Annotated in this window: 20 protein-coding genes and 1 other RNA gene; all 21 read left to right on the forward strand. The window is 46.6% G+C overall.

The window, feature by feature from the left end; all coding sequences use genetic code 11:
- Window positions 1-5 precede the first annotated feature (5 nt).
- Entirely contained in the window at window positions 6-1,349 is a 1,344-nt protein-coding gene (locus tag DFP81_RS15270) for a sensor histidine kinase (protein WP_115898769.1), read from the forward strand.
- Between the two features lie 86 nt (window positions 1,350-1,435).
- Window positions 1,436-1,782, forward strand: an RNA gene (gene rnpB / locus DFP81_RS15275) — RNase P RNA component class A.
- 221 nt (window positions 1,783-2,003) lie between these two features.
- Window positions 2,004-2,459: a division/cell wall cluster transcriptional repressor MraZ gene (gene mraZ / locus DFP81_RS15280; protein ID WP_115898790.1), complete on the forward strand. Its 456-nt coding sequence runs from the start codon at window positions 2,004-2,006 to the stop codon at window positions 2,457-2,459.
- Complete coding sequence (gene rsmH, locus DFP81_RS15285; RefSeq protein ID WP_115898770.1) at window positions 2,456-3,394, forward strand: 16S rRNA (cytosine(1402)-N(4))-methyltransferase RsmH; 939 nt, start codon at window positions 2,456-2,458, stop codon at window positions 3,392-3,394. The genes mraZ and rsmH overlap by 4 nt, the downstream gene beginning before the upstream one ends.
- The gene (gene ftsL / locus DFP81_RS15290; protein WP_115898771.1) at window positions 3,387-3,665 is read left to right on the forward strand and encodes a cell division protein FtsL; all 279 of its coding nucleotides are present in this window, start codon (window positions 3,387-3,389) and stop codon (window positions 3,663-3,665) included. The genes rsmH and ftsL overlap by 8 nt, the downstream gene beginning before the upstream one ends.
- Entirely contained in the window at window positions 3,662-5,425 is a 1,764-nt protein-coding gene (locus DFP81_RS15295; RefSeq protein ID WP_115898772.1) for a peptidoglycan D,D-transpeptidase FtsI family protein, read from the forward strand. Before ftsL ends, DFP81_RS15295 begins: the two co-directional genes overlap by 4 nt.
- A gap of 1 nt (window position 5,426) precedes the next feature.
- The gene (locus tag DFP81_RS15300) at window positions 5,427-6,914 is read left to right on the forward strand and encodes a UDP-N-acetylmuramoyl-L-alanyl-D-glutamate--2,6-diaminopimelate ligase (RefSeq protein ID WP_115898773.1); all 1,488 of its coding nucleotides are present in this window, start codon (window positions 5,427-5,429) and stop codon (window positions 6,912-6,914) included.
- Window positions 6,904-8,250, forward strand: a complete 1,347-nt coding sequence (locus DFP81_RS15305) for a UDP-N-acetylmuramoyl-tripeptide--D-alanyl-D-alanine ligase (protein ID WP_115898774.1) — start codon at window positions 6,904-6,906, stop codon at window positions 8,248-8,250. The genes DFP81_RS15300 and DFP81_RS15305 overlap by 11 nt, the downstream gene beginning before the upstream one ends.
- Window positions 8,251-8,264: 14 nt before the next feature.
- A complete protein-coding gene (gene mraY / locus DFP81_RS15310; RefSeq protein WP_115898775.1) occupies window positions 8,265-9,347 on the forward strand; it encodes a phospho-N-acetylmuramoyl-pentapeptide-transferase in 1,083 nt (360 codons plus the stop codon).
- A 9-nt stretch (window positions 9,348-9,356) separates the two neighbouring features.
- On the forward strand, window positions 9,357-10,706 hold the full coding sequence (gene murD, locus DFP81_RS15315; protein WP_115898776.1) for a UDP-N-acetylmuramoyl-L-alanine--D-glutamate ligase: 1,350 nt from the start codon (window positions 9,357-9,359) through the stop codon (window positions 10,704-10,706).
- Window positions 10,703-11,902 carry a putative lipid II flippase FtsW gene (gene ftsW / locus DFP81_RS15320; RefSeq protein WP_115898777.1) on the forward strand — a complete coding sequence of 400 codons (1,200 nt, stop codon included), beginning with the start codon at window positions 10,703-10,705 and terminating at the stop codon, window positions 11,900-11,902. Before murD ends, ftsW begins: the two co-directional genes overlap by 4 nt.
- Window positions 11,895-12,965, forward strand: coding sequence for an undecaprenyldiphospho-muramoylpentapeptide beta-N-acetylglucosaminyltransferase (gene murG, locus DFP81_RS15325; RefSeq protein ID WP_115898778.1), 1,071 nt, complete (start codon window positions 11,895-11,897; stop codon window positions 12,963-12,965). The genes ftsW and murG overlap by 8 nt, the downstream gene beginning before the upstream one ends.
- Window positions 12,962-14,383, forward strand: coding sequence for a UDP-N-acetylmuramate--L-alanine ligase (murC, locus tag DFP81_RS15330; RefSeq protein WP_115898779.1), 1,422 nt, complete (start codon window positions 12,962-12,964; stop codon window positions 14,381-14,383). Before murG ends, murC begins: the two co-directional genes overlap by 4 nt.
- A 3-nt stretch (window positions 14,384-14,386) precedes the next feature.
- Window positions 14,387-15,337 carry a D-alanine--D-alanine ligase gene (locus DFP81_RS15335; protein ID WP_115898780.1) on the forward strand — a complete coding sequence of 317 codons (951 nt, stop codon included), beginning with the start codon at window positions 14,387-14,389 and terminating at the stop codon, window positions 15,335-15,337.
- A gap of 3 nt (window positions 15,338-15,340) precedes the next feature.
- Window positions 15,341-16,021 carry a cell division protein FtsQ/DivIB gene (locus tag DFP81_RS15340; protein WP_115898781.1) on the forward strand — a complete coding sequence of 227 codons (681 nt, stop codon included), beginning with the start codon at window positions 15,341-15,343 and terminating at the stop codon, window positions 16,019-16,021.
- A gap of 74 nt (window positions 16,022-16,095) precedes the next feature.
- Window positions 16,096-17,367, forward strand: coding sequence for a cell division protein FtsA (gene ftsA, locus DFP81_RS15345; protein ID WP_115898782.1), 1,272 nt, complete (start codon window positions 16,096-16,098; stop codon window positions 17,365-17,367).
- Window positions 17,368-17,405: 38 nt separating this feature from the next.
- Window positions 17,406-18,650, forward strand: a complete 1,245-nt coding sequence (ftsZ, locus tag DFP81_RS15350) for a cell division protein FtsZ (protein WP_115898783.1) — start codon at window positions 17,406-17,408, stop codon at window positions 18,648-18,650.
- A 108-nt stretch (window positions 18,651-18,758) separates the two neighbouring features.
- Window positions 18,759-19,676 (forward strand): UDP-3-O-acyl-N-acetylglucosamine deacetylase, encoded by a 918-nt coding sequence (gene lpxC, locus DFP81_RS15355; protein ID WP_115898784.1) that lies wholly within the window; start codon window positions 18,759-18,761, stop codon window positions 19,674-19,676.
- A 144-nt stretch (window positions 19,677-19,820) separates the two neighbouring features.
- On the forward strand, window positions 19,821-22,523 hold the full coding sequence (gene secA / locus DFP81_RS15360) for a preprotein translocase subunit SecA (protein WP_115898785.1): 2,703 nt from the start codon (window positions 19,821-19,823) through the stop codon (window positions 22,521-22,523).
- A 15-nt stretch (window positions 22,524-22,538) separates the two neighbouring features.
- The gene (gene argJ, locus DFP81_RS15365; protein WP_115898786.1) at window positions 22,539-23,759 is read left to right on the forward strand and encodes a bifunctional glutamate N-acetyltransferase/amino-acid acetyltransferase ArgJ; all 1,221 of its coding nucleotides are present in this window, start codon (window positions 22,539-22,541) and stop codon (window positions 23,757-23,759) included.
- Complete coding sequence (gene mutT / locus DFP81_RS15370; RefSeq protein ID WP_181903116.1) at window positions 23,759-24,142, forward strand: 8-oxo-dGTP diphosphatase MutT; 384 nt, start codon at window positions 23,759-23,761, stop codon at window positions 24,140-24,142. The genes argJ and mutT overlap by 1 nt, the downstream gene beginning before the upstream one ends.
- Window positions 24,143-24,306: the final 164 nt, after the last annotated feature.

Genomic DNA, 24,306 nt, shown 5'->3' on the forward strand with positions numbered 1-24,306 from the left:
CTTTTATGAAGAGTACTTTTTTGCGAGTGTTTCTGGTGGTGCTACTGTCAAATATTGTGGTAGTTAGCATCGGTTTAGGCATAGTTCAATTTGTCCAGAAACAAAACCAGGTGTCTGCCGATTTACTGGGTGATATTGGCGTGCAGCTGGTCGCAGGGTACGAAAAATTCGGCTTAGCAGCCCTAAAGAGTGAGGCTGAAAAAGCCGAAAAGCGTCTTTCTGGTAATATTTATCTTTATCAGGAAAATGGCCGTCCGCTGTTAAAACCGTTGCCACGTAATTTCCGTGAAAGTGATGCCAGTGGTGCAGGCACAGGGAGTGCGTTAGGTAAGGCTGCGAGAGAAGCTGGTCGGCCAGCTGCAGATTTCTTGCACAGCCAATTTATTCAGGTGATAGGCGCAAATAACGTTCAGTATTTGCTGATCTTCCGGCCTAATCCAGAGTTAGACTCTTTGGCTCCAGGGTTGGTGATCGCCTTGTCTTTGCTTGGTTTATTGGTTTCCAGTGGTGTGCTGACCTACTTATTGCTTGGGCCTTTGTTGAAATTGCAGCGAGTGGCTAGGCTGTTTGGTCAGGGTGACATGTCTGTGCGGGTGGAAGATAAATTGGCGCGGCGCAGTGATGCGGTAGGTAAGTTGGCCCAAGAATTTAACGAGATGGCGGTTCGCATAGATACCTTGCTCTCGTCCAAAGAGCGTTTGATGCGGGATGTGTCGCATGAGTTGAGAACGCCATTGGCGCGTATGGAAGTCGCGCTTACCATTGCCGAGGACAAGTTTGCGGTAGAGTCGCAAAAAAGTTACTTGCATCGTATTCGGACTGAATTGCATGAGTTGGACGAATTAATTGGTCAGGTTTTGACCTTGAGCCGTCTAGAAGCTGCTGCTCTGAGTAAGGAAGTTGTTCCATTGCAGGAGTGGCTTGACGAAATTGTGGCGGATGTGAGCTTTGAGAGTCAACTCAAAGGGATTTCAGTGAGTAAATCTGGAACCCAGCCTAAGACCTTGTTGGGTGACCCTCTGCAGTTGCGCCATGCCATCGAAAATGTGTTGCGTAATGCTTGTTTCTACGCCGGTGAAGGCGGGGTGATTGAAGTGGTGACCCAGGAGCGTGGCGGTAATGCGCTGATTTATATTCGCGATAATGGCCCAGGGGTTGCAGAAGAAAAGCTTGAGAAGATATTCCATGCTTTTTATCGTTCTTCTGAAGCTCGTGAGGCCAACAGTGGTGGATTTGGCGTAGGTTTGACCATTTCAAAGCGTATTATTCACGCGCACAAAGGTTGTATTGAGGCTAAAAATCGCCCTGAAGGTGGCTTGGAAGTTTGCTTTAAAGTGCCGTTGGCCTAGCGAATTATTTTCTATTTGGCCTGCTTTCGAGAAGATTATCAGAAAGTGCTTGTTATTCTGTGTTGAGGTCAGTAGTATGCACGCCGCAAGTTGGCTAGGCAGTCGCCGCCTCGTAAGAGGGGGAGGAAAGTCCGGGCTTCGCAGGGTAAAGTGCCAGGTAACGCCTGGGGGGCGTGAGCCTACGGAAAGTGCAGCAGAAAATAAACCGCCTAAGTAGTTTACTACCGGTAAGGTTGAAATGGTGCGGTAAGAGCGCACCGCGCGACTGGTAACAGTTCGTGGCAAGGTAAACCCCACTTGAAGCAAGACCAAATAGGAACTCTTTGGCGTGACCCGCGCTGAGTTCGGGTAGGTTGCTAAAGACGTGCAGTGATGTACGTATTAGATGAATGACTGTCCACGACAGAACCCGGCTTATCGGCCAACTTGCTTTTTTTCCTTTCTTTTTTTGCAATACCATCCCAATTGAGTTGACTTCCTTGGTTTATAGCGACCCCAGTCTGTTTTTGTGCTTTTTTTGCGCGAAAAGCCTTCTTTAATGCGTCTTTACGGAATCATTGCACCTATTTTTGCTTATTTCGGGTGTTTTTTTTTACTCTTTTTAGCAAATAGTGTTAAATTGTGGGATAAAGTGTCGTTAAGTGGGATATGGCTGTGTTTCGTGGAATTCATCAAGTGAGTGTGGATGCAAAGGGACGCATGACGTTTCCGGCCCGCTTGCGGGATGAATTAGCCCAATACGAAGATGAAGGGGTTGTTGTCACCATAGATCCTGCCTCTAAGTGCTTGTTGCTTTATCCATTGGTTGAGTGGGAATTGATTCAGCAAAAACTGGATAAATTGCCCAGCTTTCAACCTCAAGCAAGACGGCTTCAGAGACTTTTGGTTGGCCATGCTACGGATTTAGAGGTGGATAAAGCCGGTAGGATTTTATTGCCCGCTCCTTTGCGTGAATTTGCTGGATTGGACCGTAAAGTCACCTTGCTCGGGCAAGGAAAGAAATTGGAAATATGGAGCCAAGATGAGTGGGAGTCTCAACGAGACGATTACTTATCTCAAGCATCACTTGATGAACTGCAACCAGAAATTATGATGGATATCTCTTTATGACAGACGCGACCTCAAAACATATCAGTGTCATGTTAAATGAGTCGGTAGATATGTTGGTGACTAATACAGATGGGCTGTACGTCGACGGTACATTCGGTCGAGGTGGTCATACCCGTTTAGTATTAGACCGACTAGATAAGGGTAAGTTGTTGGGCTTTGATAAAGACCCAGTAGCAATAGAGTTTGGTAAGGCGCTGGAGTCTGAAGATTCGCGCTTTACGATAGTGCAAGATACGTTTGCCGCGATGTCTGAACATATTAATGATGTGTTCGGTGTGGACAAAGTGGACGGCATTATGATGGACCTAGGAGTTTCTTCTCCACAATTAGACGACGCAGAGCGTGGTTTTAGTTTTATGAATGACGGCCCTCTAGATATGCGCATGAACCCAGACAAAGGGATGAGTGCCGCAGACTGGATTGCGGTCGCAGGGGAGAAAGAAATTGCTGATGTGATGTATCAGTATGGGGAAGAGCGCTTTTCACGACGCATTGCGAAAGCGATTTGTGAATACCGTGCTCATACACCCATTCTCACCACACTGCAGCTCTCTAAGATTGTTGCAGAAGCCAACCCTGCTTGGGAAAAAGGCAAAAATCCTGCCACTCGTGCATTTCAGGGTATTCGAATCTTCATTAATAATGAATTAGGTGATCTTGAAACGGGCCTTGAGGCTGCCACTGAGTCATTAAAAGTTGGTGGGCGTCTCGTGGTGATTAGTTTCCACTCTTTGGAAGATCGTATTGTTAAACGATTTATGAAACTGAAGGCCAAGGGGCCAGAATTGCCTCGCCATTTGCCAATTCGCAATGCGCATTTGGATATTAAGTTCAAAACCGTGGGTAAGGCGATTAAGCCCTCGGAATCGGAAGTTAATGACAACGTTAGGTCGCGCAGTGCCGTGCTTCGAGTGTTGGAGAAAATAAGTGATTAAGCAACGTTTTTCACCATGGGCGTTTAGCCTTGGTGTCGTTGTTTTAGCAATTATTTCTATTCTGGTTGTTGTACAAGTTTATGATTTTAGGAAGGATTTCTCTCATCTTCAAGCGTTAAAAAAAGATGAGGTGAACTATGAGGTGAAATGGGGGCAGTTGCTTTTAGAGCAAAGTGCTTTGACTCAGCCGAGTCGATTAGAGCAGGCCGCCATTAAGGATTTACACATGCATTCCCCCACTCAGGATGAATTGATAATAGTAAAACCATGAATATTGAAAACGGTGCTCACCGTCCAGGAAAATGGCGATTCAGATTCGTTTACGCAATCGCGCTAGTGTTATTTCTAGTCGCTGGCGGTCGTCTATTTTATCTCACTGTCGTTGATAAGGAATTCCTGCAGAATCAGGGAGAGCGGCGTGCGGTGAGAAGTGAGTCTATTCCAGCAACACGGGGAATGATTCTTGATCGTCGTGGTGAACCGCTGGCAGTGAGCACGCCAACTTGGACCTTGATTGCGAACCCAAAAGCGCTTTGGAAAATGGAACAAGACCCACAGCAGGGGGAGACGCCAAGCCAAGAAATTAAGCGTTTGGCTGATGCCATGGGCGTGGGGCAAGCTTGGTTACAAGACAGATTTACCAACAATAAAAATCGCTCCTTTATGTATTTAAAGCGGCAGGTTGCTCCCCATGAGGCAGATCGCATTATGGCGGCTAACGTTGTTGGGGTGAGTAAAACAAGAGAATATAAGCGTTTTTACCCTGCTGGTGAAGTCGCGGCTCAGGTCGTTGGTTTTACTAATATTGATGATAAAGGGCAGGAAGGGATTGAGCTGGCTTATGATAAAGCCCTGCAAGGCAATCCAGGAAAGCGTACTTTTCTCAAAGATCTTAATGGCAATGTGTTGCGCTCTATTGGCCAAGATGAGCCAGAACGTCCGGGTCAGAATATAGATCTAAGTATTGATTTGCGCTTGCAATACCTGGCTTATCGAGAGCTAAAAGCAGCAGTTACGGAACACCGTGCCACATCGGCTTCCGCTGTTATTTTGGACGTAAGAACGGGTGAGATTTTGGCCATGGTAAATCAGCCGTCTTATAATCCAAATGATCGCTCTGCGCTAGAATATGATGAATTACGCAATCGCGCCGTCATTGATTTGTTTGAGCCTGGCTCGACAATGAAACCTTTCACGGTTGCTGCAGCTCTTATGTCTGGGCAATACAACACCGAATCTACTATTAATACCGCTCCGGGTTACTTGCGTATCGGTCGTTTTACGATTCGTGATGAAGGCAACTATGGCAAAATCAACTTAGAAACCTTGCTGGTTAAGTCGAGCAATATTGGGGCGTCTAAAATTGCTTTTTCGTTGCCGCAGGATGCGATATGGAACATAGACTACGAATTAGGCATTGGCTCACCCGTTGGGATTGGTTTTCCTGGTGAGGCAACCGGTAACCTGCCGTCGCACCCCAAATGGCACCCTTCTGAAATCGCAACCTTGTCTTATGGTTATGGCTTGTCTGTGTCTACATTGCAATTGGCACAGGCTTACATGACGTTGGCAAATGGTGGCTACCGAGTGCCAGTGAGTATTTTTAAACAGGACGGTAAGCCGGTTGGCAAGCAAGTGATTCCACGTAATGTGGCAAGAGACGTCGCTAAAATGATGGAGGCGGTTGTTCAGCGAGGTTCAGGGCGCGCGGCACAAATACCCGGCTACAGTGTGGCAGGTAAAACGGGTACAGTGCACAGGGTGGGTTCTAAAGGTTATGAATATGACCAATACAACGCCATGTTCGCGGGCTTTGCTCCGGCATCAAATCCACGTCTTGCTATGGTGGTTATGATTAATGACCCTAAAGGTCGCCAGTATTACGGTGGTGAAGTGGCCGCACCGGTTTTTTCTCGAGTGATGGAAGGCGCCCTGACGATATTGAATATTTCGCCAGATTTGCCGGACGGCTTGCGAGAAGTGCGTCTTGACACCAAAAAAGCACCATATCGGGTGGCGCAAGGAAATTAATATGGCAAACTTGACCCATGCTCAGCTACTGAACTTGGTCGGGCTGACAGTGGAGAAATCTGCCGCCCATCATAGTTATACTCATTTAGAAACAGACAGTCGAAAAATGGACGCCCAAGGGGTGTTTTTTGCCTTGCCTGGTGTGACCAGTGATGGCTGGCTTTACTTGGATAAAGTCGCTGAACTTGGTGGTCGCGTGGCGGTAGTGCCAGAAGATCTGGGATTGACCCATGACCGTTTGGAACTGCTGCATGTGAAGGATCCTGCCGCATTTCTAGTTGTCTGTCTGTATAGGTTTTTTGGTGTTCCCCCGGGTGCTTTGGTGGCGGTTACAGGAACCAATGGTAAATCTTCGATTTGTTTTTATCTGGCTCAGTTGGCGCAATCTGTTGGTTATGCCAGTGGCCTTATTGGCACTTTTGGAGTGGGGCCCATCGATGCTTTGCAAACCGCCAGTCAAACTACCCCCGACTTGTTATCACTGCATCGTTTACTGATTGATATGGCGCACAGCAAGATTGATATGGCGCACAGCAAGATTGATTTTGTGGCCTTTGAAGCGTCTTCTCATGCATTAGATCAAGGGCGTTTATATGGCGTGCCTTTTCAGACAGCCGTGTTTTCTAATCTTTCTCGAGACCATCTAGATTACCATGGTTCGATGGATGCCTATGCGGCGGCTAAGCGTCGTTTGTTCTCTTTTCCAAGTGTCACTCGCGGTGTGTTCTGCCTAGACGACCCTTATGCTTCCTTTATGCATGAAGGCTTGTCCTCTGATTGCGAGCATTTCTATTACAGTGAAGCAAACGCGCAAGCGGATTTTTACACCAAGCAGTTGCAGCTGACGCCAGCAGGTTGCCAATTTATACTTTGCCACCCTGACGGTGAAGATGCTGTCTTTTTGCCGTTGTTAGGGCGCTTCAATATACAAAATGCCTTGGCGGCGTTGGCCAGTTTGTGGGCGACAAGTTCGAATAAGCCAGCATTGGTGGCTGCCTTGGCATCTTTGCAAGGAGCGCCGGGGCGAATGGAAAAAGTATCATCCAGCAAAGGACCTGCGGTCGTGGTGGATTATGCTCACACGCCGGACGCGTTAAAAGTGGCGTTGCAGGCTTTAAAAGAGCACTCCCAAGGGCGCTTGGTGTGCGTGTTTGGCTGTGGTGGTGATCGAGATAAAGGCAAGCGTCCGTTGATGTTGCAAGCGGCTTTACATCACGCGGATAGTGTTTGGTTAACCTCGGATAACCCGCGCACAGAAGCGCCACAGAGCATTATTGATGATGCCTTGGTTGGGGCGCCTGAGTCAGAGGTGAATGTAGAGGTAGACCGCGCCTTGGCAATTTCAAAAGCGATAAGTACGGCTCAACTTGGCGATATCATTTTGATTGCAGGTAAAGGCCATGAAACCTATCAGGATATCAATGGTGTGAAGCATCATTTTGATGATAAAGAAGAGGCGTTAAAGGTGTTAACTAATTATGTTGCTTAAACTTTCCTTGTCTCAAATTGCGGCCTTATGTAATGGCGAGCTGATTGGTGAAGATGGCGTTGTGAATGCAGTTGTTACCGACACTCGAACGATCCAATCAGGTTGTTTATTTGTTGCCATCAAAGGAGAGCGTTTTGATGGTCATGATTATGCTCAATCTGCTATCGAGCAGGGCGCGGTTGCTGTGTTGTCGCAGCAGGATCTTTGCTTAGGACCTTATATAAAGGTGGCCGATACGGTAGCGGCCTATGGGCGGATAGCGCGAGCAATACGTGACCAATTTTCAGGCCCAGTTGTAGCGATTACGGGAAGTAACGGTAAAACAACCGTAAAAGACTGGCTTGCTCAATCCCTTAGTGAGCAAAATGTGCTAAAAACACGCGCGAATTTGAATAACCAAATTGGCGTACCGCAAACGCTGCTCGGTATCACGGCGGCTCATGATGTCGCGGTTATTGAGGCTGGCACGAGTTTCCCTGGTGAAATCAAAAAACTGGCAGATATTATCGCTGCCGATGTGGTTATTTTGACCAATGCCAGTGGCAGTCATTTTGAAGGCTTTGGCAGTTTAGAAGGCATCGCTGTTGAAAAAGGGGGGCTAATCTCAGCCGCAAAAGCAGATGCTAGCATCATCTTGAATGCAGATGACGGTTATTTTGATTACTGGAAAACGCTTGCGGATCAACGAAGAGTCTGTTCTTTTGGTTTTACAGATACAGCAGATTTATGCGCTAAGGATGTGGTATTAGGGGCGGAATCTAGTCGCGCTGTGTTTGTTTATCAAGGGCAAAGTGAAGCGGTGTATATTGCTGGTGCTGGGCGTCACTTGATCGCCAACGGCATGGCTGTTGTGCTGGCTTTAATGGCGCTGGGCATGAGCCTTACAGAGGCGGTTGCCAAGTTGGCTGTGCCGGTTCAGGTACCGGGTAGAATGGAGCGGCTGCAGACAAAAAATAAAGCTCTGTTAATTAATGATTGTTACAATGCTAGCCCTACTTCGGTGGAAGCGGCAATCGATGTGTTGGCCATGCAGAAGGTCAAAAAGACCTGGTTGATTCTCGGTGCGTTAGGAGAATTAGGAGAGCAGCAAGACGAAATACATCGAGGCTTAGGCGAATATGCGCAACAAAGAGGGATTTCCTGTTTGATCAGTGTCGGCCCACTTGCTGGGCTGGCGGCACAGGCATTTCGTGACCTCGGTGGCGATGCGGTTTTCTGTCAAACACATAAAGAAGCGGCGTCTGTGGTTCAGGCGCTTAATGATACGCATGCCATTTTAGTGAAGGGATCTCGTTCTTCTAAAATGGAAAATGTAGTGAATATTTTAACACTTTAGGATGCCATTAACTCATGTTACTCCTGCTTACGGCTTATTTGAGCGAGCACCATACTTTTTTTACTGTTTTTAATTATTTGTCATTGCGCGCCATTTTGGGTGTGCTGACGGCGTTGGCCATTTCTTTGTTGATTGGTAATCGCGTGATCTTGTTGCTGCAGCGCCTTCAGATAGGTCAAGCGATTCGCAGTGACGGTCCTCAATCTCATTTGAGTAAGGCAGGCACCCCAACCATGGGCGGCGCGCTGATTATTTTCTCGATTTCTATTAGTACCTTGTTATGGGGCGATCTTAGCAACCAGTATGTCTGGTTGGTATTGTGCGTAATGTGGGCTTTTGGGGTGATCGGTTGGGTAGATGATTATCGTAAGGTCGTAGCGAAAAACTCCAAAGGTTTGCCTGCAAAATGGAAGTACTTTTGGCAGAGCGTGTTTGGTTTGGCTGCGTCGTTCTTTTTGTATTTTACTGCGACAACTCCTGCGGAAACGGCTCTGTTAGTGCCTCTGTTTAAGAATGTGGCATTACCTTTAGGGATCTTTTTTGTTGTTTTAACTTACTTTGTGATTGTGGGTACCAGTAATGCGGTGAACTTGACGGATGGTCTTGATGGTTTAGCGATTGTGCCGACCGTATTAGTGGGTGGGGCGCTGGGTGTGTTCGCTTATCTTACAGGTAACATTCGCTTTGCGGATTACTTGTTGATTCCTTATGTTCATGGCTCTGGTGAGTTGTTGGTGTATTGTTCGGCATTGATCGGTGCTGGGCTCGGCTTTTTATGGTTTAACACTTATCCAGCCCAAATCTTTATGGGTGATGTGGGTTCTTTGGCGATGGGTGCGGCACTGGGAACCATTGCGGTTATTGTTCGTCAAGAGCTGGTGTTGTTTATTATGGGGGGCGTGTTTGTGATGGAAACTGTCTCTGTTATTTTGCAAGTGGCGTCTTATAAATTAACCAAGCGACGTATCTTTAGAATGGCACCAATACATCATCACTTTGAACTTAAAGGTTGGGCGGAGCCCAAAGTGATTGTGCGTTTTTGGATTATCACTGTTTGTCTTGTGTTAGTGGGTTTTGCCACATTAAAAGTGCGTTAGGAGCGTTTTATGTCGTTGATCGGGTCAGATCGGATAAGAGCCGTCGTTGGCTTGGGGGCGACAGGTCTCTCTTGTGTACGCTTTTTAGCAAGCCAGAATATTGATTTCTTTGTTGTCGATTCTCGCGACAACCCGCCAGGTTTAGAGCAAGCGAAGGCGCTTTGCCCTGCTGAGCGTATTTTTACCGGTGATCTCACTGTGCTGGAAGGCTTAGGTGTTAATGAGCTTTATGTAAGTCCTGGTATTCCGTTAAAAACGCCCACCCTTGTAAAGCTTGCTGAGCAAGGTGTGGCGATGCGTGGGGATATTGACCTATTTTGTGACTATGTGAATGCGCCTTTTGTTGCTATTACTGGATCTAATGCGAAAAGCACGGTAACGACTTTACTGGCTAAATTGCTGCAGGCAACGGGTAATAATGCAGTAGCAGGGGGCAATCTTGGTCTACCAGCATTGGACTTGCTTAGTGCTGGTGTGGACTTTTATGTATTGGAACTGTCGAGCTTTCAGCTTGAAACTACGCCAGCGTTAAAAGCCGATCTAGCCTGCTTACTGAATGTTTCTGAAGATCATATGGATCGTTACAAGGATCTTTATGAATATCAAAGAGTGAAACAAAAAGTCTATCGCGGCTGTAAAGCGGCTGTTTGCAATAAGCAAGATATCTTAACTGCCCCTTTGTTAGCAGAAGGTGTGCCGGTTCGAGCTTTCACCACTAAAAGCCCAGATTTGAAAGAGTTCGGTATATTGTCTGATGATGATGGCGCTTGGCTGTGTCGTGGCGTAGAGCGGCTTTATCACACTTCGAATATCGCCCTGAAAGGCTCTCATAATCATGCCAATGTGTTGGCGGCATTAGCGATGCTTGAATTGCTCGGGCAGGATCTTTTAGCGCCGGGTGTAGCGGATGTATTGGGTGAGTTTGGTGGTTTGCCGCACCGCTGTGAGACAGTGCGGAATCATCAAGGTGTTACTTATATTAATGACTCTAAAGGGACCAATGTGGGTGCCACTTTGGCAGCACTTGAAGGTCTGGGTAATGGGGCGCAGAAAAACATACATTTGATTGCGGGCGGTGATGGCAAGGGGGCGGATTTTACGCCATTAGCTAAGCCGGTTGCTGAGTTGGTGTGTAAAACCTATTTATTTGGCAAAGACAGTCATCAACTTGCTCAGGCTTTATTGCCAGATTCTGAGGTGGCGATTTTTACCAGTTTAGATGAGGTTGTAAGCGCTGTGCAAGGTGCAGTGAAAGCCGGCGATATCGTCTTGTTCTCGCCAGCATGCGCCAGCTTAGATATGTATAAGAACTATGAAGCGCGTGGCCAGCACTTTATCGATTTGGTTCGTGCTTTATGAATTGGTTGGCATTCTTTGATCGTGTCAGTTGGCGAGAGTTTAGCCGGGTTGACGCGATTTTTGTTGCCTCTGTGGTGTCTATTTTGGCGCTCGGAATTGTTATGGTGTCGAGTGCATCGATTTCCATTTCTGAAAACCTGCACGGCCATCCTTATTTTTTTATGGCAAGGCAGGTGCTTTATCTGGTGATTGCTTTGGTGTTTGGTTGGGGCTTGATTTCGCTGCCAACCGATAGATTGCAGCAATGGGGTATTTTGCTAATGGGGTTGTCTTTTCTCCTGTTAGTCTTGGTGCTGGTGCCAGGTATTGGTAAAAGTGTAAACGGTAGCCGTCGTTGGATTAATCTGGTGGTGTTTAATTTGCAAGCCTCTGAGGTCGCCAAAGTATGTATGGTGGTTTATGTCTCTGGGTATTTAGTGCGACGAGCAGACCGAGTTAGACAAGGTTGGGTAGGGTTCTTTCTCCCGCTTTGTTTATGCAGCATCTTTTTGTTGTTTTTATTGCTTGAACCAGATTTTGGCGCATCGGTTGTGCTATTGGGCACTGTAATGGCATTGCTCTTTCTGGGTGGGGCGCCCTTATACCAGTTCTTGCTCTTGTTGGTGGCTGCCGTCTGTATGTTAGGTGTGGTGGCGATTTCCGAAAGTTATCGAATGAAGCGACTGATGAACTTTATTGATCCGTGGGCCGACCCTTTCAATGAAGGCTACCAGTTGAGTCAAGCTTTGATCGCTTATGGACGAGGTGAATGGTTTGGCTTAGGTCTGGGCAATAGTGTTCAAAAACTGTCGTATTTGCCGGAAGCGCATACTGATTTTGTGTTTTCTGTATGGGTCGAAGAGACTGGTTTGTTAGGCGGCTTATTTCTTATTTTGTTGTTTGGCATTATGGTGAGCCGGGCATTTAAAATTGGCCATCAGGCAATGAATTTATCGCGTCCTTTTTCGGGCTATATGTGCTTTGGTTTTTCCATTTTGATTCTCGCTCAGGTGATTATTAATATTGGTGTAAATACGGGCTTCTTACCGACTAAGGGATTGACGTTACCTTTAATTAGTTACGGCGGCAGTAGTTTGATTATCACCTTGGGGAGTTTGTTTGTCATTGCACGAGTGGACATAGAAAACAGACGTCATGAGGCGCAATTGCGTAACGCTAACCGGAACGGCGAAATAGTAGAGAATAGTCATGAGTAATGCGAAGCGCGTAGTCATTATGGCAGGTGGAACTGGCGGGCATATTTACCCCGCCCTTGCTAGTGCGCAACAATTTAAAGAAAAAGGAATGCAGGTCTTTTGGTTGGGTTCCAAAGGTGGAATGGAAGAAGCATTGGTGCCGCAGCATGATATACCTATCCACACCCTATCGATCAAGGGGGTGAGGGGGAAAGGTGTTGTCGGTTTGTTGTCTGCTCCTTTTCGTATTTTGCATGCGATTGGTCAAGCGGTGGCGGTGTTGCAGAAAATTAAGCCTTCAGTGGTATTAGGCATGGGCGGTTTTGTCGCAGGCCCAGGTGCAATAGCGGCAAAATTGTTGGGTATTCCATTGGTGATTCATGAGCAAAATGCCATAGCGGGTACTACGAATCGAATTTTGGCAAAGGTTGCTAATACTCGCTTGCAAGCGTTTTCTGATGCGTTACCGAATGCGGTTACCGTAGGCAACCCCATCCGTGCTGATATTTTATCTCAAACGGTACGTCCGGTGAGAGATGGTCAAGGCCGCCCCCTTAAATTGTTGGTTGTGGGGGGGAGTTTAGGGGCGAAAGCGATTAATGACATAGTGCCATCTGTGTTGGCTCAGTGGCATGGTTCACAGCGTTTGGATGTTTGGCACCAAACGGGAAAACGTAATTTTGAAGCGGTGACGGCTTTGTATTCTGAGGCTGGTGTAAAGGCAAGGGTTGAACCTTATCTGGACAGCATGGAACAAGCTTATTACTGGGCTGATGTAGTGCTTTGTCGTGCTGGAGCGATGACAGTGAGTGAGTTGGCGATTGCGGGTTTGCCATCCATTTTGGTGCCTTTGCCTCATGCCATTGATGATCATCAAACGGCAAATGCACGTCACCTTGAAAGCGTTGATGCGGCCTATTTATTGCCGCAGTCAGAGTTAACCAGTGACAAAGTTGTGTCAATTTTAATGGGCTTGCTGGAAAGCGAGACAAGATTACAGAATATGGGGGAGCAAGCGAAGAAAATAGCTCACCCGGATGCAACCCGAGATGTGGTTGCGCATTGTTTAAGGCTAATAAAATGATAGTAAACAAATTCCAATACGATATTCCCACCATGCGCCGCATCCAAAATATCCATTTTATTGGTATTGGTGGTGTTGGCATGTGCGGCATCGCAGAGGTGCTGCATAATCAGGGTTACTCTGTGTCTGGCTCGGATCTGAAAGCGTCCGCTACCACAGACCGATTGTCTGATATGGGGATTAAAGTTTATCTTGGGCATCAAGCTGAAAACGTTTTCGATGCTCATGTGATTGTGGTCTCAACCGCAGTAAATGAACAAAACCCTGAAATTATCTGGGGTAAAGAGAATCGTGTTCCTATTGTTCGCCGGGCTGAGATGTTGGCGGAACTGATGCGTTATCGTCACGGTATTGCGGTGGCTGGTACCCATGGTAAAACCACGACAACCAGCTTGATGGCGTCTGTTTTGGCGGCGACAGGTGAAGCTCCGACGTTTGTTATTGGTGGTCGCTTAACCAGTGCGGGTGCCAATGCACAGCTAGGTAGCAGTGCTTATTTGGTGGCTGAAGCGGATGAAAGTGATGCTTCCTTCCTGCATTTGCAGCCGCAAACGGTTATCATTACCAATATTGATGAAGACCATATGGATACCTATGGCGGTGACTTTGAGAAAGTGAAGCACACTTTTATCGAGTTTGTTCATAACTTGCCATTCTATGGTTTGGCGGTGCTGTGCGTTGATGATGAAAATGTAAGGGAGATCTTGCCATCGTTGAGTCGTCCTGTGTTGACCTATGGTATTGAGCAAGAAGCCGACTTTTATGCAACAGACATAGTTCAAACGGGTCGTTTTTGTGAATTTACCGCGCATCGGCCAGAAGGGGAGCCATTAAAGATTCGCTTGCCGATGCCAGGTAAACATAATGTGCTTAATGCCTTATCAACCATTGCAGTGGCCACAGACCTCGGGGTGGATGCTGCTGCGATTCAAGCTGGTCTTATGGGCTTTGAGGGCGTGGGGCGTCGTTTCCAAGAGCAGCAACCATTAGCCTTAAATGATGGTTCTGAGGTGATGTTTGTTGATGATTACGGGCACCATCCAAGTGAGGTTTTGGCAACGATAAAAGCCATTCGAGCGGGCTGGCCTGAGAAGCGTTTAGTGATGATCTATCAGCCGCATCGTTTCTCAAGAACACGCGATTTGTATGAAGATTTTGTGCGCGTGTTATCCCAGGTGGATGTGTTGCTGTTGCTTGATGTGTATGCCGCCGGTGAGTCGCCTATCAATGGCGCAGACAGTCGCTCTTTGTGCGGTAGTATTCGTCAGCGAGGTACGGTGGACCCTGTACACGTAGGCAGTGTGACAGATTTACGTTCGATTTTGAGTAATGTGTTAAGAGCGGATGATTTGTTGATTACGCAGGGTGCGGGTGACATAGGTCTGATTTCGAAAAATTTAGCAAAGAGTGGGATATAGCAGATGGCAGCTGATTTGAAACAATGCGTCATCGCGGTAATTTACGGTGGTCGTTCTGCTGAGCGCGAAGTGTCTTTGCAAAGTGGCCCATTGGTGATCGAGGGGTTGCGCGCTTCTGGTTATCAAGTGGTGGCCATTGACTTATATGGTGATGCGGGGCTCGACCCGGTGAAGCAGTTGCAATCGGTTGATTTTGATCTTGCCTTTATTGCATTGCACGGTGGTGAAGGAGAGGATGGGCGTATTCAGGCTTTGCTGGAAATGATGGGCAAACCTTATACCGGAAGCTCTCCTCTGGCATGTGGCTTTGCGATGGACAAGGTGCTGACCAAGCGTTTTTGGAAGGGCATTGGGATTGCTACGCCAGCTTACCTGTCGTTTGCAGGACAAGCGGACGCGGATGAGATTGAGCAGGTAATGTCTTATCCGTTGATCATTAAGCCATCTCGGGAAGGTTCTACCATTGGTATTAATAAAGCCAATAACCGCGCAGAATTGCTGTCAGCGCTGAGTAATGCGCTTGAATTTGATTCAGATATTTTGGTTGAAGAGTTTGTCGACGGGCCAGAATATACAGTAACGATCATTGATGATGTGGTTTATCCCGCTATTGGGCTTAAGGCGTCTGATGGTCATGAATTGTATGACTACGATGCGAAATACCTAGCCGAAGACACACAATATTTATTGCCTTGTGGACTGAACGAAGACGATGAGTCTGAGCTTCAGGCGTTGGCTTTGCAGGCTTATCAATCATTAGGTTGTCGTGGTTGGGGGCGAGTTGATGTGATGCGAGACCAGCAAGGCGTGTTTTGGGTGTTAGAGGTCAATACATCCCCTGGTATGACATCTCACAGCCTGGTGCCGATGGCGGCGAACTATGTTGGCCTTGGGTACAATGCATTGGTGGAAAAAATTGCCTTAAGCGCATGGCATGACGCAAAGCATGACTAAATTATGAGAATTGCTGCGCTGATAGGGGCTGTGTTGCTGATTTTAGTAGCTTTGTTCCAGGGGGAGGATTCGCCTGATAGTTGGTTTGCTATTCAGCATGTCGAGGTGGAAGGGGATTTAAACTACGCCACTAAGGCTGAGTTGCTTAAAGATTACCAGCCCCTGATAGGAAGAAACTTATTAACGGCATCGTTAATGTCAATAAAGTCTATCGCTGTGTCGCCGCAATGGGTAGAAAGTGCAGAGGTGCGTAAAGTTTGGCCGAATACGCTTCAGATACTTGTTCGCGAGTATCGACCTCTCGCATACTGGGGAGATCGGCAATTAATTTCCACCGGGGCGGTGGTAATATCGCCGCCTGCTTTGCCTAATTTGCCGCTTCCTAGGCTTTATGGTCCTGAGGATACCAGTGATCTTGTATTGGATCAGTTTGGTTTGATTAGCCAAGTGCTTTCAGCAACCAGTTTGCGGATCGAAAAGTTGAGCTTAGAGTTGCGAGGGGCATGGAATATTACTTTCACCAATGGTGTGAGAGTAAAGTTGGGGCGAGAGGAAATTTTAGAGAGATTACAACGCTTTATAGCGGTGTATAAAAGTGATTTATCGGGTAGAATAGATCAAATTAGCTCCATCGATGCGCGTTATCCCCATGGGGTTGCCGTCGCTTGGAAGAAAACAAAATAAACTTGGCCTGTTTGTTGCTTTTTTAAACAAGGTAGAGGGCGGTTCTAACAGCACTAAAATGCCGGGAAGGTTAAATGATAGTCGGTTTGGATGTAGGCACATCAAAAGTTATTTGCTTGGTCGGAGAAGTTCTGGCTGACGGTAGTTTGGAAATTGTCGGTATTGGCTCTCACAGCTCTAAGGGAATGAAGCGCGGTGTTGTTATTAATATTGAATCGACTGTTCAATCGATACAGCGAGCGGTAGAAGAAGCGGAATTAATGGCAGGGTGCAATATCCACTCTGTTTATGTGAGTGTTGCTGGAAGTCATATTCGCAGCTTGAATTCCCATGGTATTGTTGCGGTAAAAAATGGCGAAGTGCAAAAAGAAGATGTTGATCGGGTAATTGATGCTGCGCAAGCGGTGCCGATTTCTTCAGATCAGCGGGTGTTGCATATTCTTCCGCAGGAGTATCACATTGACTCGCAGGAGGGGATCAAAGACCCTCTGGGTATGTCTGGTGTTCGTTTAGAAGCCAATGTACATATGATTTCAGGTGCCGCAAATGCTGTAATGAATGTTGAAAAATGCATTAAGCGTTGTGGTTTGGGGGTAGATGGCGTGATTTTGTCACAACTGGCCTCAAGTGAATCATCGTTAAGCGAAGATGAAAAAGAATTGGGTGTTTGCTTAGTGGACATCGGTGCGGGTACTTCTGATATCGCAGTCTGGCTGGATGGTGCATTACATCATACGGCGGTTGTGCCGGTGGCAGGGGATCAAGTAACCAACGATATCTCGATGGCGTTGCGTACGCCGACTCAGCACGCAGAAGAAATTAAGGTAAAATACGCTTGTGCGATGTCTTCACAGGCAACGGTAGATCAGGCGATTCAAGTGCCAAGTGTTGGTGATCGCCAACCAAGAACCATCTCTCGTCATGCGTTGGCGGAGGTTGTTGAGGCAAGATACGAAGAAATTTACAATTTAATTCAAGATGAATTAAGGCGTAGTGGGTACGCTGAGCGTATCCCGGCAGGTATTGTAATTACTGGTGGTACGTCTCTTATGGAGGGGGCCGCTGAGTTAGCAGAGCGGGTATTTGATATGCCGGTTCGCTTATCAGTACCAGATTGTGCTAAAGGAATGTCAGACATTGTCGATAACCCAATATATTCAACAAGTGTTGGATTGTTGGCTTATGGAAGCAAGGAGGCTGAGACTACTGAGTCCTCTAAGCAAGTTATGTCTAAGACGCAAAATAAACGAGACACATCATTGTTAGTGGCTAAAGAAACCGGGTCGTCCTTCAGTGCAGCGAAGGTGTGGCACAATTTAAAACACTGGTTTCAGAGCTATATGTAGTAGCAATGAGAACGAATTAATTAAGGAGCTATAAGCCCATGAACGTCTTTGATTTAGCCGATGAGAATTTATCTGATAACGCGGTGATTAAAGTTATCGGTGTTGGTGGCGGTGGCGGTAACGCTGTTCGTCATATGCTTGAAAGTCAGTTGGAAGGTGTTGAGTTTATCTGCGCTAACACTGACTCAAAAGCGCTAACTGGTTTTGATACAGGTGTGTCATTGCAGCTGGGGACAACCATTACAAAAGGTCTTGGTGCTGGTGCAAACCCAGAAGTTGGTCGCGATTCGGCGCTTGAAGATCAAGAAAAAATTACACAATTGCTGACTGGTGCCGATATGGTGTTTATCACCGCAGGCATGGGTGGTGGTACGGGGACCGGTGCGGCACCTGTTATCGCAAAAGTAGCTCGTGAACTTGGTATTTTGACAGTAGCCGTTGTGACTAAGCCATTTCCATTTGAAGGGCGTCGACGTGCGAAAGTTGCAGAAGAAGGTGTTAAAGAATTACGTGAAAATGTCGATTCATTAATTACTGTTCCAAACGAGCGCTTGTTACCAGTATTAGGGAAAAATATTTCCCTGCTAAAAGCGTTTGGTGAAGCAAATAATGTGTTGTTTAACGCCGTTCAGGGTATTACCGATTTGATTATGCGCCCTGGCTTGATCAACGTTGACTTTGCAGACGTTAGAACGGTGATGTCTGAAATGGGCATGGCAATGATGGGGACAGGTTCTGCCTCTGGAGATGACCGCGCAAGAGTGGCGGCTGAAGCAGCGATACACAACCCATTGTTGGAAGACATTAACCTAAGAGGGGCGCGTGGCGTTCTAGTGAATATCACAGCCAACGAAGAAGTTGGTTTGTCTGAGTTTACTGAGGTTGGTGGGATTATTGAAGAATATGCATCGGAAGATGCGACTGTTGTAATTGGTTGTGCAATCGATCCAAGTGTTGGAGATGAGATGCGAGTTACAGTAGTTGCGACTGGTTTAGAAGGGCATCCTACTGCTGAAATGCAGTCTGCTGTAGGAGAGTCTGTAGTTTCTCAACCAGTACAGGCAAGTGTTGAGCGAGTTGTTGAAGAGAAGCCAGCGGTAGCTCCTCAGCAGCGAGTGACAACAAGGCCTGTTGCTGCTTCACCTGCGGTTAGTCGTGATGAAGTGGTTGAGAAAAGCTCGGATTCTGAAGCAGGAGATTTAAATGAATCTGCCTCTTCGACGAGCGGTGATAAATTATCATACTTGGACATTCCCGCTTTTTTGCGTCGGCAAGCTGATTAGTTTGCGTAAAAAAGATGCAAGCATAAGGCGTTGAATTGTATAAAAATTGTGTTATTGATATTATTTCTTAATTGAAAGTATATCTTGTCATGAAAGTGTAGGAATCTAATGGTACGTCAACACACATTAAAAAATATTATACGAGCTACCGGTGTAGGTCTCCACTCTGGTGAGAAGGTGTATTTGACATTAAAACCGGCTCCTGTGAATACAGGAATCGTTTTTGTCCGCACAGACTTGGATCCTGTTGTTGAGATCCCTGGTGATGCACGCGCAGTTGGCTCAACAAATTTCGCAACGGCTTTATGCCAAGGAGATGTGAAGGTTAGCACCGTAGAGCATCTGCTTTCCGCGATGGCTGGATTGGGTGTGGATAACGCCTATGTCGAAGTCAGTGCGAGTGAAGTTCCTTTAATGGACGGCAGTGCGAGCCCATTCGTGTTTTTGTTGCAGTCTGCCGGTTTGGAAGCGCAGAGTGCGCCGAAGAAGTTTATTCGTATTAAAAAGCCGATTCGAGTCGAAGATGGCGATAAATACGCGACTTTGGAGCCTCATACTGGTTTTCGATTGTCTTTCACGATTGATTTTCAGCATCCAGCGATTGGTGAAGATGTTCAGCACACCTCGTTTGACTTCTCTACAACTACGTTTGTAAAAGAAATCAGCCGTGCGCGCACATTTGGTTTTATGAAGGATCTTGAGTACTTCAAAAACAACAATCTTGCGCGTGGCGCGAACATGGAAAATGCCATTGTATTGGATGATTTCCGAGTCTTGAATGACGAAGGTTTGCGTTACCGTGATGAGCTAGTGCGCCACAAGGTACTGGATGCGATTGGTGATTTGTATCTTCTTGGTCATAGCTTGATCGGAGAATACAAGGCATTTAAATCTGGTCATGCTTTGAATAATAAGCTTTTGTTGGCTCTGCTTGAGCAGCAAGAGGCTTGGGAATATGTCGTCTTTGAAGACGAAGCTCAAGTAAAACCTATTTCTTATGTTGAGCCTGTCCTAGCGGGTGCTTAATAATTGATCGAAATAAGAAAAATCATCAAAAAGCCAGACCATATGTCTGGCTTTTTTGTGTTTGGCTACTTGATATTTCATGTTTTGTCCCACATTACCGTGGTAGACTCTAATCATTACTAATTTGGCTGCGTTGTATTCAAGATGTTAGGAACTGTAATTAAAAAGGTAATCGGTACAAAGAATGACCGAGAAGTGAAGCGACTTAAGAAAGTGGTTGCTCAAATTAATAAGCTTGAAGAATCCTTTAGCAAGCTTTCAGACGATGAACTGTCAGGAAAAACCAATGAGTTCCGCGAGCGAGTGTCTAAAGGCGAATCCTTAGACGCTTTGTTGCCAGAAGCTTTTGCTACGGTTCGTGAAGGCAGTCGCCGTGTTATGGGGATGCGCCACTTTGATGTGCAGCTGGTTGGTGGCATGGTCCTTCATGAAGGCAAGATTGCAGAGATGCGTACCGGTGAAGGTAAGACGCTTGTAGCAACCTTGGCTGTGTATCTTAATGCCATTTCTGGCAAAGGTGTGCATGTTGTTACGGTGAATGATTATTTGGCCAAGCGTGATGCGAACTGGATGCGCCCCCTGTATGAATTTTTAGATATGAGTGTGGGTGTTGTCTTCTCTGGACAAGAGCGTGATGACAAGCGTGCAGCGTATTTGAGTGATATCACTTACGGGACAAACAACGAGTTTGGCTTCGATTATTTGCGCGACAATATGGTGTTCCGCTTTGAGGATAGAGTGCAGCGAGAGCTTAACTTTACCGTTGTCGATGAAGTTGACTCTATTTTGATTGATGAGGCGAGAACGCCACTGATTATTTCTGGTGCGGTAGAAGATAGCTCAGAACAGTATCGCAAGATCAATCAGTTGCCTCCTTTGTTGCAGCGCCAAGAGGGTGAGGCTGAAGGCGACGAGATTGTTGGTCACTATGTTTTTGATGAATCTCAGAAGAGTATTGAATTGACTGAGGTTGGCCATCAGTTTGTTGAAAGCTGGTTGGTTGAGCAGGGGATGCTGCAAGAGGGCGATAGTCTGTATGCAGCGGGTAACCTGTCTTTGTTGCACCATGTGCACGCGTGTTTAAAAGCCCATGTGATTTTCCAGAAAAACATAGATTATGTTGTGCAAAATGGTGAAGTGGTCATTGTTGATGAGCATACTGGCCGTACTATGCAAGGCCGTCGTTGGTCAGAAGGTATTCATCAGGCTGTAGAAGCCAAAGAAGGGGTAACAATACAGGCGGAAAGCCAAACCTTGGCGTCGACTACCTTCCAGAATTATTTCCGTTTGTACGATAAGTTGTCTGGTATGACGGGGACGGCGGATACTGAAGCGTTTGAGTTTCAGCAAATTTATGGCTTGCCAGTAGTGGTTATTCCGACGAATAAGCCTGTTCAGCGTAAAGATTTCAATGATCTTATCTACATGTCAACAGAAGATAAGTTTGAAGCCATTGTTGTTGATATTGAAGACAATGTGGCTCAAGGTCGCCCAATCTTGGTGGGTACGGCATCGATTGAATATTCTGAATTGCTGTCTAATTACTTAACTAAGAAAAACATTAAGCATAATGTTTTGAATGCAAAGCAGCATGAGCGCGAGGCGCAAATTGTCGCTGAAGCGGGCCGACCTGGTGCGGTTACTATCGCGACCAATATGGCAGGTCGTGGTACAGATATTATGTTGGGTGGTAACTTGCAGGTTGAGATTGATCAGCTGGGCGAGTCTGCAACAGAAAAAGAAATTGATGCGCTTAAGCTGGATTGGAAGAAGCGTAATGAAGCCGTGTTGGCTGCCGGTGGTTTGCATATTATTGGTACTGAGCGCCATGAGTCGCGTCGTATTGATAACCAGTTACGTGGTCGTGCTGGCCGTCAAGGTGATGTGGGTTCCTCGCGTTTTTATCTATCGCTTGAAGATAGTTTGATGCGTATTTTCATGTCTGATCGAATCAAGAAAATGATGATGGCATTAGGGATGGAGAAAGGGGAAGCCATTGAGCATAAGATGGTTTCTAATGCGATTGAAAAAGCTCAGCGCAAAGTAGAAGGTCGAAACTTCGACATTCGTAAGCAGCTTCTAGAATACGACGATGTGGCGAATGATCAGCGTCAAGTTATCTATCGTCAGCGTTTCGATATGATGGTTTCTGAAGATTTATCAGAAGCGGTTAGTGGAATGCGTGAAGAAGTAGTGAGCAACCTGATTGATGAGTTTATTCCACCACAAAGTGTTTATGATCAGTGGGATCTTAAAGGCTTGGAGGAAAAAATCCGTAATGAATTTGGCTTGGAGTTGCCTGTTGCGCAATGGGTAGAAGAAGACTCTAAGTTGTATGAAGAGCCATTGCGTCAGAAAATTCTGGATGCTTTTGTTAGCGACTATGCAGAAAAAGAAGCGGCGGCTGGTGACGGCTCGTTGCGTATGTTTGAGAAGCAGGTCTTATTGCAGGTTCTTGATACTCATTGGAAAGAGCATTTGCAAACGATGGATATGCTGCGTCAAGGTATTCACTTGCGTGGTTATGCCCAGAAGAATCCAAAGCAAGAATATAAGCGTGAGGCGTTTGAATTATTCCAGAGCTTGCTGGATCAAGTTAAGTTTGAGGTAGTTCAGATTGTTACCCGCGTTAAGGTTCAGTCTCCAGAAGAAGTGGAGAAAATCGAGCAAGCGCGCCGACTTGAAGAAGAAAAAACTCAGCTCAGTATGCAGCATGAGTCCTCTTCTGCCTTGCCTGAAAGTGATGCCAAAGACAATGCCTCAGAGTACCCTAAAGTGGGTCGTAATGAGCCTTGTCCTTGTGGGTCAGGAAAAAAATATAAGCACTGTCATGGCAGTTTGGTTTAATAAGGGAGCGGTCAAATGGCAGTAGGTTTACAAGAATTCCCTAGTATCCCTGAAATTAAGGGTGTGAATATTGGCTATGCCGAAGCCAGCATTAAAAAAGCCAATAAAAAAGACGTGGTCGTATTTGAGTTGTGTGAAGGTGCCGCTGTGGCTGGTGTCTTTACGCAAAATGCTTTCTGTGCAGCGCCGGTACGTTTGTGTCAAAAGCACTTAGCGACGACTGATGCGCGTTATTTGTTAATAAACACTGGCAATGCGAACGCTGGTACGGGTAAGTCTGGTATGGAAAACGCCTTGCTAACTTGTAATGCCTTAGCGCAGTCGGTAGGTGTTCCTGTTGAGGCAGTGTTGCCTTTTTCAACCGGCGTGATTGGTGAGCCACTACCAGCGGATAAGATTGTAGCGGCCATACCTGCCGCCTTGTCATCTCTGACAGGTGATAATTGGCGCGCTGCTGGTGTTGGTATTATGACCACAGACACGCTGCCAAAAGGCTCTGTGCGCCATTTTGAATTTGATGGTCGCAGTTATACGGTAGCGGGTATTTCTAAAGGGGCGGGGATGATACGCCCAAATATGGCCACTATGTTGGGTTATGTCTTTAGTGATATCGCAATGGACAAAGGGGTGCTGCAAGCGATCCTGAAAGAGGTGGTCAATAAGAGCTTTAACCGCATTACGGTTGATAGTGACACCTCTACCAATGATTCCTGTGTTGCTGTAGCAACAGGGGGAGCGGGTAATGAGTTAGTGACGGACATAGGCTCGCCTTTAGCGCAAGCGTTCATTGTGGCATTTACTCAGGTTATGCAAGAGTTGGCTCATGCCATTGTGCGTGATGGTGAGGGTGCAACCAAGTTTGTAACGGTTGAAGTGAAAGGTGCCAAGCTTGAATCAGATGCAACTAAGGTTGCTTTTGAAGTGGCACATTCGCCTTTGGTTAAAACTGCTTTGTTTGCGTCTGACCCGAATTGGGGGCGTATTCTGGCTGTGGTGGGGCGTGCAGGTGTTGCAGAGCTTGATGTGGATAAGGTTCAGCTGCACATCAATAGTTTTGAAATCGCCCGTGATGGTTGTCGCTCTCCTGGTTATCTAGAGGAGCATGGTCAAGAAGCCATGGCGCCAGCGGAAATTCATATTCAAATTGACCTAGGTGCTGGTGAGGCATCGGATACGGTTTGGACGACGGATTTCTCCCATGAGTACGTCACCATTAATGCGGATTACCGTACCTGATGTTAGTGCGTGTGGCGGCGGGAATCATTATTCGCGAGCAAAAAGTCTTTATTGCACTGCGCAAGGCCAGTCAGCATCAGGGTGACCTGTGGGAGTTTCCAGGAGGTAAGTGTGAAGCTGAAGAATCTCCAGAACAAGCCTTAGCAAGAGAGTTGCAGGAAGAATGTGGTATTGTGGTGAAGCGCTCAGATTACTTTAATACCGTGTCTCATGATTACGGGGATAAACAGGTTGAGTTGGTTTTTTTCACTGTGACGGAGTTTTCTGGTGAAGCTCGCGGAGATGAGGGTCAACAAGTGCGTTGGGTTTCAGTGGCTGATCTTGCCGATTACTCTTTCCCGGAAGCAAATAAAGTGATTGTAGATGCCTTGCTTGCTAGTTAGTCGTCTGTAGGCTGTTTTGCCTTGTTTATTTCGTTAAAATAAAAAAGCACCATAAGTGATTATGGTGCTTTTTTGTTTGCCCAGCGAAGCTGGCAAACCCGTCAGGTTGAAAGAAACCTGTCTTACCCCGACTGAGGGGAAGAGAATCCGAATCGCAAGGGCGT

The sequence above is a fragment of the Marinomonas pollencensis genome, assembly GCF_003387375.1.
Taxonomy (GTDB): Bacteria; Pseudomonadota; Gammaproteobacteria; order Pseudomonadales; family Marinomonadaceae; genus Marinomonas; species Marinomonas pollencensis.